The 16,322-nt window shown below is 68.7% G+C and carries 13 protein-coding genes and 1 pseudogene; 8 read left to right on the plus strand and 6 right to left on the minus strand.

What is annotated here, in order from left to right; translation table 11 throughout:
- Positions 1 to 609: 609 nt before the first annotated feature.
- The 6 genes from SOM13_RS06690 to SOM13_RS06715 all read right to left on the minus strand — a co-directional run bounded on the left by SOM13_RS06690 (position 610) and on the right by SOM13_RS06715 (position 8,569).
- Positions 610 to 1,569 (minus strand): D-alanine--D-alanine ligase family protein, encoded by a 960-nt coding sequence (locus SOM13_RS06690; protein WP_243213700.1) that lies wholly within the window; start codon positions 1,567 to 1,569, stop codon positions 610 to 612.
- A 49-nt stretch (positions 1,570 to 1,618) separates the two neighbouring features.
- Positions 1,619 to 2,926 (minus strand): PLP-dependent aminotransferase family protein, encoded by a 1,308-nt coding sequence (locus tag SOM13_RS06695; RefSeq protein WP_192061218.1) that lies wholly within the window; start codon positions 2,924 to 2,926, stop codon positions 1,619 to 1,621.
- Between the two features lie 114 nt (positions 2,927 to 3,040).
- Positions 3,041 to 3,367 (minus strand): thioredoxin, encoded by a 327-nt coding sequence (gene trxA / locus SOM13_RS06700; protein WP_055799001.1) that lies wholly within the window; start codon positions 3,365 to 3,367, stop codon positions 3,041 to 3,043.
- A 68-nt stretch (positions 3,368 to 3,435) separates the two neighbouring features.
- Positions 3,436 to 4,434, minus strand: coding sequence for a thioredoxin-disulfide reductase (gene trxB / locus SOM13_RS06705; protein WP_192061219.1), 999 nt, complete (start codon positions 4,432 to 4,434; stop codon positions 3,436 to 3,438).
- Between the two features lie 182 nt (positions 4,435 to 4,616).
- Positions 4,617 to 6,287, minus strand: coding sequence for a murein biosynthesis integral membrane protein MurJ (gene murJ, locus SOM13_RS06710; protein WP_320479175.1), 1,671 nt, complete (start codon positions 6,285 to 6,287; stop codon positions 4,617 to 4,619).
- On the minus strand, positions 6,284 to 8,569 hold the full coding sequence (locus tag SOM13_RS06715) for a DUF6049 family protein (protein WP_320479176.1): 2,286 nt from the start codon (positions 8,567 to 8,569) through the stop codon (positions 6,284 to 6,286). Before SOM13_RS06715 ends, murJ begins: the two co-directional genes overlap by 4 nt.
- A gap of 175 nt (positions 8,570 to 8,744) precedes the next feature.
- Between SOM13_RS06715 and SOM13_RS06720 the strand changes: the two genes are divergently transcribed.
- From SOM13_RS06720 to SOM13_RS06755, 8 genes and pseudogenes are all read left to right on the plus strand, one after another.
- On the plus strand, positions 8,745 to 10,175 hold the full coding sequence (locus SOM13_RS06720) for a CCA tRNA nucleotidyltransferase (protein WP_243213695.1): 1,431 nt from the start codon (positions 8,745 to 8,747) through the stop codon (positions 10,173 to 10,175).
- 137 nt (positions 10,176 to 10,312) lie between these two features.
- Entirely contained in the window at positions 10,313 to 11,740 is a 1,428-nt protein-coding gene (locus SOM13_RS06725; RefSeq protein ID WP_320479177.1) for a sugar ABC transporter substrate-binding protein, read from the plus strand.
- 117 nt (positions 11,741 to 11,857) lie between these two features.
- A pseudogene (rpsF, locus tag SOM13_RS06730) lies at positions 11,858 to 12,220 on the plus strand (30S ribosomal protein S6); the annotation flags it as partial.
- Positions 12,221 to 12,343: 123 nt separating this feature from the next.
- Positions 12,344 to 12,910 carry a single-stranded DNA-binding protein gene (locus tag SOM13_RS06735; RefSeq protein WP_192061224.1) on the plus strand — a complete coding sequence of 189 codons (567 nt, stop codon included), beginning with the start codon at positions 12,344 to 12,346 and terminating at the stop codon, positions 12,908 to 12,910.
- Between the two features lie 66 nt (positions 12,911 to 12,976).
- Positions 12,977 to 13,237, plus strand: coding sequence for a 30S ribosomal protein S18 (gene rpsR / locus SOM13_RS06740; protein WP_043595327.1), 261 nt, complete (start codon positions 12,977 to 12,979; stop codon positions 13,235 to 13,237).
- 26 nt (positions 13,238 to 13,263) lie between these two features.
- Complete coding sequence (gene rplI / locus SOM13_RS06745) at positions 13,264 to 13,719, plus strand: 50S ribosomal protein L9 (RefSeq protein WP_192061225.1); 456 nt, start codon at positions 13,264 to 13,266, stop codon at positions 13,717 to 13,719.
- A gap of 642 nt (positions 13,720 to 14,361) precedes the next feature.
- Positions 14,362 to 15,747, plus strand: coding sequence for a replicative DNA helicase (gene dnaB / locus SOM13_RS06750; RefSeq protein ID WP_055798980.1), 1,386 nt, complete (start codon positions 14,362 to 14,364; stop codon positions 15,745 to 15,747).
- Positions 15,748 to 15,909: 162 nt separating this feature from the next.
- Positions 15,910 to 16,320 carry a sigma factor gene (locus tag SOM13_RS06755; RefSeq protein ID WP_320479178.1) on the plus strand — a complete coding sequence of 137 codons (411 nt, stop codon included), beginning with the start codon at positions 15,910 to 15,912 and terminating at the stop codon, positions 16,318 to 16,320.
- Positions 16,321 to 16,322: the final 2 nt, after the last annotated feature.

Here is a 16,322-nt window from a genome sequence, read left to right on the forward strand (position 1 = left end):
GCAGTTTCGACGGTACGACCTGTTCTTCCGTGCTGTATCGGGGTATCCGAGTCGCCGATCGTGGCGCGACGCCCGAGCAATACATCCGCAGGGCCATGCGACGGGCAGGACTGCGGCGATCTAACTTGCGGCTGTGTCAGGACACCACGGAGAGGGCGCATGTGGTTGCGCAGGTATGAAAATCGATGGCGGTGGTCCATCTACGCATAGTCGCCTGCGCCGGTGCGCCGGTGTGCCGGCGCGGAAGTGCGGAGGTGCGCAGGTGCGCGGGTGTTCGAGAGGCAGGTGCCGGGTCCGCGGGTGTTCGAGAGGGAGGTGCCGGGTCCGCGGGTGGGCAGGCACGCAGCGTGCAAATACGAGGTGATGGGTTCGGGGCTCAGGATCCGGGGTTTGGGGTTTGGGGTTTGGGGTCTGCGGGTGCCCGGCGCCGGGCGCCAGGTGCGAAAGTCCGTGTGTCGTCGGTCAAGTCGGTACGTTTCACGTGAAACGGGACCGGCGCACGTGCCTCAGTAGCGCGACGTGGCACATGAAGGAGTTTTAACGCGAGAGAGTGCCGGACTTCCACCGGGTTTCACGTGAAACACAGCCACACAGATCGGCGTGGCAGACCTACTGGTGGTCGCGCACGGCCTTCTCTGCCAGCGCAGCATAGACGAGGCCGAGCTCGAAGCCAGCGGCATCGAGTGCCATGGGTACGAGAGAGGTCTCGGTGAGCCCCGGCAGCACGTTCACCTCGAGGAACCACGCCGCACCGGTCGCATCGACGATGAGGTCGACCCGCGACAGGTGCCGCAGCCCCAGTGCCTCGTGCACCGCGACCGCCGCCCGGGCCGCACCAGCAGCAGCGTCATCGTCGAGACGCGCGGGTGTGAAGAAGGTGGTCTCCCCCGCGTTGTAGCGCGCGTCGAACCCGTAGAAGCCGCTTCGCGGCACGATCTCCACAGCTGGCAGCGCCGTCGGACCATCACCGGTGTCGATGACCCCGACGGCGATCTCGGTGCCGGTGATCTTCTGCTCCACGATCACGTCGTCGCAGTACGTGTAGGCGTCGACCATCGCACGGGGCAGGCCATCTGCGGACTCGACGACCGTGACTCCCTGCGCCGAGCCTCCTCGGGCCGGCTTTACCACGACGGGCACCGGGTGCTCGTCGGCGATCGCTGCGAGGACTCCCGCGGCGCCCAGTTCGCGGAACGCGTCGTGCGACAGCGTGAGCCCACGAGGGGTCAGAACCCCGGCGCGACGGGCGAGTTCTTTGGCGGTCGGCTTGTCCCATGCGAGTCGCGCCGCGGCGGAGGTGCTGCCGACGAACGGGATGTCCAGCGCCTCGAGCAGGCCCCGCAGAGCGCCGTCCTCACCGCTCGCCCCGTGCAGCACCGGCCACACGACGTCGGGCCGCGTCTCGGTCAGGTGAGCCAGCAGAGTCGCATCGGGATCACGCAGCTCGACCGTGATGCCGTGGGAGGTGAGACTGTCGACCACGCGCCTCCCTGATCGCAGCGACACGTCCCGCTCGTGCGAGATGCCGCCGGCGAGGACGGTGACGTTGCGCAGAGGGCTCGAGTTCATGACCGGTGATCCTTCGGGAGAGTGAGCGGTGTTACGGGTAAAAGCCTGGTCAGGAGATGTTCGGCGGCGGCATCGTGACGCCCTCGCGCTGACGGCTGGGCTTGCCGAGCTGCGCCCCTGAGAACGTGTTGAGCAGATCGAGCTCGCCGTTGATGACGGTCGCCAGCCGGGCCACGCCGACCTTGATCATCTCGGACGTCGGATAGCAGAACGAGAGGCGGATGTTCTGCCGGCCACCCCCGTCGGCGTAGAACGCCGTACCGGGCGTGTAGGCGACGAGCTCCTTCACGGCCCGCGGCAGCATGGCCTTCGAGTCGAGCTCGTCGGGCAGCGACAGCCACACGAAGAAGCCGCCCTCGGGGCGCGTCCAGCTGAGCGACGGCAGGTACTCCCCCAGTGCCGACAGCATGGCGTCGCGCCGCTCGCGGTAGAGATCGCGGAAGATGTCGATCTGCCCCCGCCAGTCGGCCTGGTCCAGGTACTCGGTGATCACGAACTGACCGAACGAGTTCGGCGACAGGGTGGCCGACTCGTTCGCGAGGATCAGCTTCTCGCGGATCGCGTGCGGCGCCAGAGCCCAGCCGACGCGGAACCCGGGGGCGAGCGTCTTCGAGAACGAACCGAGGTAGATGACGCCCTCGTCGTCGACCGAGCGCATGGCCTGCGGGGCCGGCTCGTCGAACGACAGCAGCCCGTACGGGTTGTCTTCGAGCACCAGGATGCCCGCGCTGCGGCAGATCTCGAGGATCTCGAGCCGGCGGGCCCACGAGAGCGTGACACCGGCCGGGTTGTGGAAGTTGGGGATGGTGTACAGGAACTTGATCGTGCCGCCCCGCGAGGTGACGGCCGTGATCGCCTCTCGCAGCGCCTCCGGGATCAGCCCCTCGTCGTCCATCGCGACGTGCTGAACATCGGCCTGGTACGCCTTGAAGACGCCCAGGGCGCCCACGTAGCTCGGCGACTCGGCCAGCACGACGTCGCCCGGGTTGATGAACAGCCGGGTGACCAGGTCGAGCGCCTGCTGCGAGCCGGTCGTGACGACGACGTCGTCGGCGCTGCCGCGGATCCCCTCCATGGCCATGATCTGCATGATGTGCTCGCGGATCGCCGGGGTGCCCTGCCCCGAGCCGTACTGGAGCGCCATCGCTCCCCCGCCCTTCGACATGACGCGGTCGATCGAGCCCGTGACGAGCTCACGCGGGAGGGCCGACACGTAGGGCATGCCGCCGGCCAGAGAGACCACCTCGGGGCGGGAGGCGACGGCGAACAGGGCTCGGACCTCGGAGGCGCTCAGGCCGGCCGTGCGGTCGGCGTACGAGTCGTACCACGGATCGAGGTTGGTGCCCTTGTCGCTCATCTGCGTCCTTAACGGTCGGAGGGTGAATCGCTCAAGACTATGCCTGGTGCGGCGGTGAGACCACGAGAGCCCGCCCAGCGTGGTGCTGGGCGGGCTCTCGATGCGTTGTGTCGACTACGCGAGGAACTCCGCCAGGTCGGCCTCGAGGGCCTGCTTGGGCTTCGCGCCGATGACGGTCTTGACGACCTCGCCACCGCGGTAGACCTTCATGGCGGGGATCGAGGTGATCTGGTACTTCGCCGCGGTCTGCGGGTTGTCGTCGACGTTCAGCTTGACGATCTCGATCTTGTCGGAGTGCTCGGCCGCGATCTGGTCGAGGATCGGCGAGACGGCGCGGCACGGGCCGCACCATTCGGCCCAGAAGTCGACCAGGATCGTCTTGTCGGAGGTGATGACGTCGCTCTCGAAGGACGCGTCGGTGACTGCCTTGGCGGTGCTCATGGTGGTTCCTTTCGTCGTGGGGACTGTTAGGGCTGTGGGGTTCGCGAGACGGTGACCGGGTGCGCCGGTCAGACGCCCACCGCGACGGACTCGGCCGTGTCGATGCCCTCGGCCGCGCCCTCGGTGTTCTCGGCTAGAAACGTCTGGTCGAGGCTCGCCAGGAAGTGCTCGGCGTCGAGCGCTGCGACGACACCGGAGCCGGCGGCGGTGGCCGCCTGGCGGTAGGTCGCGTCGATGACGTCGCCGGCCGCGAACACGCCGCGCAGGTTGGTCTTCGAGCTGCGGCCCTCGACGGCGATCGTGCCGTCGACCGTGAGGTCGAGCTGGTTGTGGACGAGGTGCACGCGCGGGTCGTTGCCGATCGCGATGAAGAGACCGTCGAGGTCGAGGTCGCTGGTGCTGCCGTCGACCGTGTCGGTCAGCTGCACGCCCGTGGCCTTCTCGTCGCCGTTGATCTTCGTGACGGTCTTGTTCCAGAGGAACTCGATCTTGTCGTTGGCGAAGGCGCGCTCTTGCATGATCTTCGACGCACGCAGCGAGTCGCCGCGGTGGATGACGTAGACCTTGCTGGCGAAGCGGGTGAGGAACGTCGCCTCCTCCATCGCCGAGTCGCCGCCGCCGACGACCGCGATCTCCTTCTGCTTGAAGAAGAAGCCGTCGCAGGTGGCGCACCAGCTGACGCCGCGGCCGCTGAGGCGCTCTTCGTCGGCGAGGCCGAGCTTGCGGTACGCGCTGCCCGTGGCGAAGATCACCGTGACGGCCTCCTCGACGGTGCCGTTGCCGAGCGTGACCTTCTTGACGTCACCGGTCAGGTCGACGCTGGTGACGTCGTCGAGCAGCACCTCGGCGCCGAACTTCTCTGCCTGCTCTTGCAGCTTGAACATGAGGTCGGGGCCCATGATGCCGTCGGGGAAGCCCGGGAAGTTCTCGACCTCGGTGGTCTTCATGAGCTCGCCGCCGGCCTCGACCGAGCTGGCCACGATGAGCGGCTCGAGCCCGGCTCGTGCGGCGTAGATGCCGGCCGTGTAGCCCGCGGGGCCGGAGCCGATGATGATGATCTGGCGCATGAGCACCTCTCTGGAAGAACGTGGCGGATGTCGTGCCAGATGCGTTCGAGCCGTGGTGCCCGATCGACGTTCTCGCCCGACCGTCTGAGTGAACACATCCTAACGACGGGCTATTCCGAGCGACCCGGGAGGCACGGCTCGCCCCTGCGGACTTCGCAGGCCGGACACCGAGGAGGCGCGGATCAGCGCTTCAGGACGCGCGCCAGCATCGGTCGTGCCCGGCTCCACACCGGCGCCGTGAGGGCCTCGAGCTCGGGCAGCCGGATCAGCTTCAGCATGCCGAGGTAGACGACGGCCATGACGGCGGCCGCGACCATGACGGTCAGCAGACCGGGGATCCGGCCGGTGTGGGCGAAGCCGTCGGCGGAGAAACCGCCCATGGCGGTCACGACGACGAGCCCGACGGCACCGGCGATCAGTGAGAAGAACAGGAACTGCACGTAGCGGCGCAGCACCCAGCGGCCGTCCATGCCGTCGAGCCGCCGCGAGATGAGCACGAGCGCCACGACGGTCTGCGTCGAGCCGGCGATCGAGGTGGTCACGGCGATGGCGACGGCCACCTGGTCGTCTGCCACCACGGCCGATGAGATGAGGGTGCCGACCACGAAGATGCTCGACTGGACGACCTGCATGAAGAACGGCGTGCGCTGGTCGTGCAGGGCGTAGAAGACCCGCTGGACGACGAACAGCACGCTGAAGAGGATCAGCCCCGGCATGAAGCCGAGGATGACCTGGGCCATCTGGCTGGCGCCCTCGAAGGTCCGCTCGAAGAAGCTCGCGAACGGGTAGGCGACGACGCACATCGCCACGGTCGCGAAGACCATGAACATGCCGATGGTGCGGAGCGACTGCGACAGGTCGGCGCGGACGGCCCGGAGGTCGCCGCGGGACGCGTGACCGCTCATCCGGGTGAAGTAGGCGGTCGCGATCGAGACGGCGACGATGCCGTGCGGCAGCATGAACAGCAGCCACGAGTTGGCGAGCACGGCGTTCGAGGCGCCCGCGCCGCTGCCCTGCGACGCGACCCGGCTCTGAACGAGACCGGCGACCTGGGTGACGAGCACCATGCCGAACAGCCAGCCGGCCGCCTTGCCGGTGGCGCCCAGACCGACTCCGCGCCAGCGGAAGTCGGGGCGGAACGTGAGCCCGGCGCGACGCCAGAACAGCAGCAGGAACGCCGCCTGCGCCAGCACGCCGAGCGACGCGGTGCCGGCGATGACGGTGATGCGGTCGGGCGACCAGACGTCGACGGACGAGTTCGACTCGGCTCCGCCGAACAGCACCATGAAGACGACGAGACCGGCGATCGCGACCACGTTGTTGAGCACCGGTGCCCAGGTGAACGGGCCGAAGACCTGACGGGCGTTGAGCACCTCGCTGAGCAGCGAGTACATGGCGTAGAAGAAGATCTGGGGCAGGCACCAGTAGGCGAAGGCGGTCGCCAGGGCCAACGACTCGGAGGTGTAACCCCCTTGACCGGATGCATTCGCCTGCTGCGCGTAGATCGAGACAAGCACCGGGGCGAGCAGGGTGCCGAGCAGCCCGACGGCGGCGAAGACGATCGTGCCGAGGGTGACGATCTTGTTGATGAATCGCTGCCCCCCGTCGTCGTCGTGGGTCGCCGCCCGGACGATCTGGGGCACCAGCACGGCGCTGAGCAGCCCGCCGGCGATCAACGCGTAGATGTTGTTCGGCAGCTGGTTCGCGAGGGCGAACGAGTCGGCGGCGCGGCTCGCCGACTGGCCGATCGCCGCGGCGAGCACGGCCGTCTTGACGAAGCCGAGCACCCGCGACACCATCGTGCCCGAGGCGAGCAGCACGCTGGCGCGGCCGAGACCGCCTTGACCGGTCACGCGACGGCGTCTTCCGACGATGCGTCGTGCGACGTGGCGTCTCCGTCGGTTGCGCCGCGACGGCGCTTGCGGATCGTGCGGTAGATGCCGCCGCCGAACAGCAGCGCGAAGCCGATGCCGAAGGCCCAGGTGATCGCGGTCTCCCACCCGGCCTGCACGTTGATCGAGACGACGGCCGGGGTCGCGATGGTGACCCCGGTGGAGCTGACGAGGGACATCGAGACGTCGACCGTTCCGTTGGCGATGGACTGCACGGGCACCCGCACACGGGTCTGCGACTGTGCCTGCACGGTCACGGGGATGCGGTTCTCCTCGACGAGGAGGCGCGAGCTGGACGGCGCGAGGGTGAGGAACACCGTCGCTGCCGAGTCGGAGGTGTTCTGCACGTAGAGCGGAAGCGACGAGCGGTCGCCGAGGATGAGCTGATCGCTGCCCTGCACGATCGAGACGAGCTTCGAGGTCTCGGTGGCCGCGATCGCGGCGTCGGCGACCTCGTTCGTCAGACCCTCGGCGTTGTCGCGCCAGGCGTTCGACGACAGGGCCAGCGTGCGCAGACGGGCGGCGCCGGTGACGGTCTCCGGCTGCTCGAGCGCGGTCGAGAAGTCGGTGACCTGCTGGTCGGACCTGACGAGCGAACGGAGCTCGCGGAGGCGCTCGGCCGGCTCGGGCCGGTCGACGACCGTCGCATCGGTCGGCTCGGCTGCCAGGGTGTCGCCCAGCGACGACGGGGCCGACCAGGGCAGCGCGTCGAGCGCCTGGAGGGTCTGGCGCAGACGGTCGCCGTCGATCGACCACGAGCGGTCGAGGGTCGCGAGCATGGTGCGGGCGTCGCTGGGGCGCTCTTTCGCGATCGTCGCGACGCTCGCCGACAGCTCGGCCATCGCGGACTGCCAGAGGTCGGTCGACGTGGCCGAGGCGGCCTCGCGGACGAGATCGGAGAGGGTGTCGTCGGAGACGAGACCGGTCGAGCCGCCGAGGTCGACGGGCGCGTTCTCGGTCGCGTCGGTCGCCACGTTCACGTTCGAGCTGGAGAGGATCGTCGACGTGTAGTCGCGCTGGGTGATCGTGTCGACGTCGGAGGTGACGACGCTGTCGTCGACGGGCCAGGCGATCGACGAGAGCGACCACGGGAACGCCAGCAGCGACTCGGTCGTCGGCAGCGGCGGCGCCGAGGGGGCCTCGGTGGGGGTGGCGGTCGGCTCGTCGGTGGGCGTCGCGGTCGCACCGGAGCCGGCGGCCCCGGAGCCAGAGTCGGACGAGCCGGAGCCCGACGAGCTGGTGCTCGAGTCCGACCCGTCGCTCGTGTCGCCGGTCTCGACCGGGCTGGGAACGTCGGTCGCGGTGGCCGAGGTGTCGAACCGCGACTCGTCGACGAACGAGTCGAACGAGGTGGGCGCCGGCACCGAGGGGGCGCCGGCCTGGCTGAGCCCGGCGACGTCGGCGTCGGCGTAGGTGAGGGGGAACGTCTCGAGGCCCGCCGACGTCAGCTCGTCGAGCCACTCGACGGCCGACTCGGGGGCTTCGCTGCCCAGCAGGCGGATGGACGTGATGATCATCGGGTCGACGGCCACGGTCGCCGAGCTGCCCACCACCTGGCGCAGCTGCCGGGTCAGGGTGCCGTCGGCCGAGGTGTACGCCTCGAGCGCGGCGGCGTCGAGCACGCCGTTCTCGGTCTCGGGGGTCGTGATCGGCACCGCGACCGAGAGCCTGGTCGGCTGGAAGCTCTCGCTCGGGTACCAGACGACGCTGCTGCGGGCCTGCGCGACCTGCAGCCCGTCGGAGCCCAGGAGGCGCACGCCCAGTGCCCGCGCACCCCACGTCCACCCGTCGAGGGCCGTCCGCTCGGCCGGGATCGACACGTCGTCGACCGTGACGCTCTGACCGGCGGCGACGGCGGGGACGTCGACGCGCGCCATGTAGAGGCCGAGGTAGTCGTCGCCCGTGGTCGTCTCGGGCTCGAGCCAGTCGGCGAGCTTCGAGCGGGTGAGGAACGAGTCGCGGTCGAGGTAGATCCGCGCGCTGCCCGCCTCGAGGTCGGTCTCGCCGCCGTTGCTGATCGTCAGCGTCAGGTCGAGGTCGTCGCCCGAGCGCAGCACCCCGTCGGCCTCGGGCGCGACCGTCAGCGTGACGGAGTCGCCGTCGGCCGCCGTGGCCGCCTCGCTCGCGGCCGACGCCGTCGTGCCCGTGCCCGCCGACGCGGCCGTCGCCGTGTCGGCGGGCAGCGCGGCGCCCGCGACGCCGAGCGTCGTCACGAGGGCCAGGAGGGCGGGGAGAAGTCTCATAGTGATGGCGCTCGCACGGACGCAGGGGTCGCGCGAGCAAGGCGAGTCTAGAGAATCGTCCCTCGCAGGGGGACCTCGAGCACGCCCGGCGGGGGCTTCGGGGGTGGGGAACCAGCCCTGGGGAGGAGGCGCGCGACGGTGATCCGCGCCTCCTCGTGTGGCAAAGTGGTCGCCCATGGACAACGTCGCCGCCGCCGTCGAGCGCCTCGGTCGACTGGCCGCCACTCCCCGCATCGCCCGCCTGTCGGCCGCCTTCGCCGCCGCGGGTCACGAGTTCGCCCTGGTGGGCGGTCCGGTGCGCGACGCGTTCCTCGGGCACCGGGTCAACGACCTCGACTTCACGACCAGCGCCTCCCCCGATCAGATCCTCGAGATCGTCGTGCCGCTGGCCGAGGCCCACTGGGACGTCGGGCGCGAGTTCGGCACCATCGCGGCACGGGTCGACGGTGAGGTCGTCGAGATCACGACCTACCGCAGCGACGTCTACGACGGCGAGACCCGCAAGCCCGTCGTCGAGTTCGGCGACACGCTCGAGGGCGACCTGGTGCGCCGCGACTTCACCGTGAACGCCATGGCGCTGCGCCTGCCCGAGCAGGTGCTGGTCGACCCGTCGGGCGGTGTCGACGACCTCCTGGCCCAGCGCCTCGCGACACCGGGCGCCGCGGTCGACAGCTTCCGAGACGACCCGCTGCGGATGATGCGAGCCGCACGGTTCACCGCGCAGCTCGGCTTCGAGGTGTCGCCCGAGGTGCGCGAGGCGATGACGACCCGCGCCTCCACCCTGTCCATCGTCTCGGTCGAGCGCGTCGCCGACGAGCTCTCGAAGCTGCTGCGCACCGCGACCCCGACCCCGGGCATCCGCCTGCTGGTCGACACCGGGCTCGCCGAGCACGTGATGCCAGAGCTCGCGGCCATGCGCCTCGAGGTCGACGAGCACCACCACCACAAAGACGTCTACGAGCACAGCCTCACCGTGCTCGAGCAGGCCATCGGCTACGAGGCCGAGCGGCACCCCGGCGACTCCCCCGATCTCACGCTGCGTCTCGCCGCCCTGCTGCACGACTGCGGCAAGCCGGCCACGCGTCGACTCGAACCCGGCGGGGTCGTGACGTTCCACCACCACGACGTGGTCGGCGCGAAGCTCGCGAAGAAGCGGCTCAAGGCGCTGCGCTTCGACAACGACACGATCGCGGCCGTCCACCGCCTGATCGAGCTGCACCTCCGCTTCTTCGGCTACACCGAGGGCGGCTGGACGGACTCGGCCGTCCGCCGCTACGTGCGCGACGCCGGCGACCAGCTCGAGCGGCTGCACATGCTGACCCGCGCCGACGTCACGACCCGCAACCGTCGCAAGGCCGACCGCCTGGGCTTCGCCTACGACGACCTCGAGCACCGCATCGCCGACCTGCGCGAGCGTGAAGAGATCGACTCGCTGCGACCCGACCTCGACGGCGACGACATCCAGAGGGTGCTCGGCATCGGCCCCAGTCGCGAGGTCGGCGAGGCGTACCGGTTCCTGCTCGAGCTGCGCACCGAGGAGGGGCCGCTGGGCGCCGAGGCGGCGACCGAGCGGCTGCTGGCGTGGTGGGGCGCGCGCGGGGCGTAGACGAGCCGCGCCGTGCCGAGCCGAGACGAGCCGCGCCGTGCGGGTGCGGCGGAGCGGTCGGGCCGACCCGTGAACCGGGCCGCGCCTCCTGGCCAGGCCGACCCGCGCCTCCTCGGCGGTGCGGGTAGCCTGCATCGGTGTCCAAGCCTCTGAACTCCGCGATCGTCGCCGGGTCCGTCTGCGTCGCGATCGTCGCCGCCTCGGCCCTCGGCATCACCGCGTTCGGTCTCGCGAACTCGGGTCACTCCGGCCCGTCGCGCCCCGGTCCCGACGAGGATCAGACCACGGTCACCGTCCGCGTGTGGGATGAGACCGTCGCAGCCGGTTACGAGAAGTCGTTCGCGACGTTCGAGCGCGACAACCCCGACATCGACATCGAGGTCGACGTCGTGCCCTACGGCGAGTACTTCACGACGCTCGCCGACGACGTCGAGTCGGGCGAGGCCGACGACATCTTCTGGTTGAACAGCTCGAACTACACGACCTACGCCGACGCGGGCGCGCTGCTCGACATCGACCGCGCGCTGGCCCGATCGTCGCGGGCCGCGTGGTCCCCCGCCGTCGTCGACCAGTTCACGACCGCCGACGGCCACCTCTGGGGCGTGCCCCAGCTGTCGGACGGCGGCATCGCGCTCTACTACAACGCCGATCTGCTGAAGCAGGCGGGCATCGACCCGGCCGCGCTCGACGATCTCACCTGGGCGCCCGGCGGCGGCGAGGGCGACACCCTGCTGCCCGTGCTGAAGAAGCTGACCCGCGACGCCGCCGGTCGCACCGCCGACGACCCGGCCTACGACGGCACCCCCGTGCAGTACGGCTACAACGCCGGCAACGACCTGCAGGCCGTCTGGTACGACTACCTGGCCTCGGCCGGCGGCGCCTTCGAGAACGACGACATGACGGCGTTCGCCTTCGACACCGAGGAGGCGCGGGTCGCCTTCCAGTACGTGGTCGACCTCGTGCAGCAGGCGCGTGTCGCGCCTCCTGCGGCATTGACCAACGACGACGCCGACTTCAGTCGCGAGCAGTTCGCGGCCGGCAAGATGGCGCTCTTCCAGTCGGGGCTGTACAGCCTCTCGCCGGTGGCCGCCGGGGCCGACTTCGAGTGGGGTGTCGCACCGATGCCGGCCGGGCCCGAGGGTCGGGTGAGCGTGACGAACGGCATCGTGGCGGCCGGCAACTCGGCGTCGCCGCATCGTGACGACACCGCCAAGGTGCTCGCCTGGCTCGGCTCGACCGACGGCGCGAAGCACATCGGTGCCGACGGGGCCGCCGTGCCGGCCGTGCTCGGTGCGCAAGAGGGGTACTACGACCACTGGACGGCGCAGGGCGTCGACGTCCGGCCGTTCTTCGACGTGATCGACGACGGGCCGACCATCGCCGCGCCGAGCGACATCTACGGTCGCACGCAGTCGATCATCGAGCCGATCTTCGACGAGATGTTCGCCGGGCGGATCTCCGTCGAGGACGCCCTGGCGCGCGCGCAGAGCGAGGCGAACGCGGCGCTGTCCGCTCCCCCGGCGGGCGACGAAGACGGCGACGAGGGCGACGGGGCATTGAACTAGGAGGCGCGAGCGGCTACCCTTGCAAGGTTGCGTGTGCCCAAGCGGTGCCCGCGACCATGAATACCCTCCTGTCACAGACCGTCTGTGACCGTTAAGTCCGAAGGAGGTGGGTTAGTCATGAACCAGTACGAACTGATGGTCATCCTGGACCCCGAGATCGATGAGCGCACCGTCGCCCCGAGCTTGGACAAGTTCCTCAACGTCATCCGCAACGACGGTGGCACGATCGACAACATCGACATCTGGGGTCGTCGTCGTCTCGCCTACGAGATCAACAAGAAGACCGAGGGCATCTACGCCGTCGTCAACATGACCTCGAACTCGGCCGCCACGGTCGAGCTCGACCGTCAGCTGGGTCTCTCCGAGGCCGTGCTGCGCACCAAGGTGCTCCGCGCCGAGGAGGCCATCGCGATGGTCGCCGCCGCCAAGAAGGTCTCCGACGAGAAGGCCGCCCGCAAGGCCGCCAACGCCGCGTCGGCTCCCGCCGCTGCTCCGGCCTCCGCGTCGGCTCCCGCCGCGTCGGTCGCCTCCGCGTCGTCCGAGAAGCCCGCTGCCCCGGCAGCGCCCGCTGCTCCGGCCGCACCGAAGGCCTCCGAGTAACCGATGGCAGGCGAGACCGTCATCACAGTGGTGGGTAACCTCACCAGTGACCCCGAGCTGCGTTACACGCAGAACGGGCTCGCGGTCGCGAACTTCACCATCGCGTCGACCCCCCGCACGTTCGACCGCGCGTCGAACGAGTGGAAGGACGGCGAAGCGCTCTTCCTCCGTGCCAGCGTCTGGCGCGAGTTCGCCGAGCACGTGGCCAGCAGCCTCACCAAGGGCAGCCGGGTCATGGCTCAGGGGCGGCTCAAGCAGCGCTCGTACGAGACCAAGGAAGGCGAGAAGCGCACCAGCATGGAGCTCGAGATCGACGAGATCGGCCCCTCGCTGCGTTACGCGACCGCTCAGGTGACCCGCGCCTCCTCGTCCCGCGACGGCGCTGCCGGAGGCTCCTTCGGGGGCAACCGCGGCGGCGGCCAGCAGGGCCAGCAGGGTCAGGTCGGCGGCGGTCAGGCGCAAGAGCCGTGGGGTCAGCCCGCAGCCGCTCCGCAGGGTGGAAACACCTCGGGCGACGTGTGGAACACCCCCGGTGGCGGCGGCACCTACAACGACGAGACGCCCTTCTAGGCACCCTGCCTCAGGGCACGTCGTTCACCTCAGTACTTCTTCTTACTCATCTGAAAGCAGACCACAATGGCTGGAAAGAGCAGCGGCGACCGCCGCAAGCCCCTCCGCGGCAAGGGCGGCAAGAACGCCGCTCCCGCGAAGTCGATCCGTGTCGGCGTCATCGACTACAAAGACGTCGCGACCCTTCGCAAGTTCATCTCGGAGCGTGGAAAGATCCGCGCCCGTCGCATCACCGGCGTCTCCGTCCAGGAGCAGCGCCTCATCGCCCGTGCCGTGAAGAACGCCCGCGAGATGGCGCTTCTCCCCTACGCCGGCTCCGGCCGCTGATCAGCGCCGACTGAAGGAGAGAACGCATGTCTTTGAAAGTAATCCTCACGCACGAGGTCTCCGGCCTCGGCTCGGCCGGTGACGTCGTCGACGTCAAGAACGGCTACGCCCGCAACTACCTCGTCCCCCAGGGCTTCGCTGTCGCGTGGTCGCGTGGTGGCGAGAAGCAGGTCGCTCAGATCCGCACGGCCCGCGAGACCCGCGAGCTGAAGACGATCGAAGAGGCCCACGACCTCAAGGCCCGCCTCGAGGCCCAGAAGATCCGTCTCACGGTCAAGACCGGTGCCGACGGTCGTCTGTTCGGCTCGGTCCGTCCGGCCGACGTGGCCGACGCGGTCACCAAGCAGGGCGTCGCGACCATCGACAAGCGCAAGGTCGAGATCCCCTCGGCCATCAAGCTCGTCGGTGAGCACGAGGCCACGCTGCGTCTTCGCGAAGACGTCATCGCCACGATCACCCTCACGGTGGTCTCGGCCAAGTAGCTCTCTGAGCTCTGGCGAGCGGCGCCCCTCCTGTCGGGAGGGGCGCCGCTTTTCGTCGCGGTGGCGGGATGAACCGCGTTCGCGAAGATGAACCGCGCTCTATCGAGGTTCTTCTTCGCGAACGCGGTTCATGGGCGTCTGGCTGAATCGGGGCGCGCAGCGGGGCGCTGAGGGGCTGCTGAGGGGCCGAGGAGGCGCGGCTGGGGGAGTCGAGACCGGGTTACCGGAAGCTGAACGGGAGCCGAGTCCGTATCGGTCGCCGCGCCTCCTTGTCAAGTTCTCTGTGCACAGGCCGTTGTCAAATCGGGAGTCTCGACCCCGGGTTGAGACTAGTTTTTACACACAGGGTGAGTAAATCGAAACCCCAGGTCAGAGGGGGGTAAGGCCAGTGAAGTATCTCTTTCTCCACAGGTTGATCCACAGTTCTCCCCAAGCGCCTCCGGCGTTTCGCACGGGTTCTCCCCAGAGTTATCCACAGGCTTGTTTGCTGTGGAGAACTAGGTGTCCATATGGTGTACACGCGCTCGTAGGGGATAGGTCGCGGCGGTTCGGGCAGCGATGTCGGGGGTCCGCTGTAGAACAGTCCCGAGTGTCGTTCGTGCCCGTCGGCACGCGCCCGATCAGCTCTCGCCAGGAGGCCACATGTCGCTCGCCCAGCTCGGTATCGCCAGCGATTCGCCGCGTGACCGCGATCGCCCCGCGATGGGTTCGGGCATGGATCGTGTGCCGCCGCACGACCTGCTGGCCGAGCAGAGCACGATCGGCGGCATGCTGCTGAGCAAGGACGCCGTCGCCGATGTGATCGAGACGGTGCGCGGCATGGACTTCTACGTGCCGAAGCACGAGGTCATCTACGACGCGATCCTCGGGCTGTACTCGCACGGTGAACCCACCGATGTCATCACGGTCAGCGACGAGCTGATGAAGTCGGGCGATCTGTCGCGGGCCGGCGGGGCCGAGTACCTGCACACGCTGACGGGTGTGGTGCCGACGGCGGCGAACGCCGGGTACTACGCGTCGATCGTGGCCGAGAAGGCGGTGCTGCGCCGTCTGGTCGAGGCCGGTACGCGCATCGTGCAGATGGGTTACGCCAGCGAGGGCGAGGTCGTCGACCTGGTCAACAACGCGCAGGCCGAGGTCTACAACGTGGCCGGGGGAGTCCAGACCGAAGACTACGTGCCGCTGAACGAGGCTGTGACGGTCGCGATCGACGAGATCGAGGCGGCCAAGGGTCGTGACGGTCAGATGACGGGTGTGCCGACGGGGTTCGCGCAGCTCGATGCGTTGACGAACGGGTTCCACCCCGGGCAGCTGATCATCGTGGCGGCGCGACCGGCGCTCGGTAAGTCGACGTTGGCGCTCGACCTCGCGCGGGCGGCATCGATCAAGCACGGTCAGGCGTCGGTGTTCTTCTCGCTCGAGATGGGGCGCAGCGAGATCGCCATGCGTCTGATGTCGGCCGAGTCGAGTGTGCCGCTGCAGAACATGCGCAAGGGCACGGTGGATGCGCGTGACTGGACGAACATCGCGCAGGTGCGTGGGCGGATCAACGATGCGCCGCTGTTCATCGACGACAGCCCGAACATGACGCTGGTCGAGATCCGAGCGAAGTGCCGGCGGTTGAAGCAGCAGCACAACCTGAAGCTCGTGGTGATCGACTACCTGCAGCTGATGACGTCGGGTAAGCGCGTCGAGAGCCGTCAGCAGGAGGTGTCGGAGTTCTCGCGTGCGCTGAAGCTGATGGCGAAAGAGCTGCAGGTGCCGGTGATCGCGCTGTCGCAGCTGAACCGTGGCCCCGAGCAGCGTGCCGACAAGAAGCCCGCGATCAGCGACCTGCGAGAGTCCGGTTCGCTCGAGCAGGACGCCGACATGGTCATCCTGCTGCACCGCGAGTCCGCCTACGAGAAGGACAACCCCCGCCAGGGCGAGGCAGACTTCATCGTCGCCAAGCACCGCAACGGGCCGACGGACACGATCACGGTGGCGTTCCACGGGATGTTCTCGCGGTTCGTGGATATGCCCAGCTAGGTCTCGTGTCGCTCTGCAAATGCCTGGTTGCGTTCTCACATCTCCAGTTGCGATGGGCCTCTTTAAATGGGCCTCGGGTATACGCACCAGACTTTCAATTTCCTTCGCTCCCGAGCCTTCGGGGGGCATGTCTCTGAGCGCTTGTGGAATGGATGATCACCGATGTCTTTTGCGACTGCGCTGCTGCCAGATGGTGGGCGATCAGGCAAGGAGTTGCTCTGTCTGATCTCGGAGGGCCGCGAGCGGGCATTTGCGGCTTTCTACGACAGGACCGCATCACGTGTCCTGGGGCTTGTGCGGCGCATCCTGGTCGACCCGGCCCAGTCAGAAAAAGTGACTCAAGAGGTGTTCTTCGCCGCGTGGCAAGAGGCGGCTCGATTCGACCCGGACAAGGGCACAGCCGTGGCCTGGTTGTTGACGCGGGCCCATCGCCGCGCGATCGACTGGGTTCGAGCTTCTCAAGCCAATCGTGACCGCGACAGGGCTGTCGGCATCGATGATCTGGAGACCAGTCGCGACGACGTCGCCGAGAAGGCGGAGATCCCACGATCAGTCCGCACCATGGCAGGGTGAGG

It is taken from the genome of Frigoribacterium sp. CFBP9030, from assembly GCF_034045195.1.
In the GTDB taxonomy this organism is placed as follows: domain Bacteria; phylum Actinomycetota; class Actinomycetes; order Actinomycetales; family Microbacteriaceae; genus Frigoribacterium.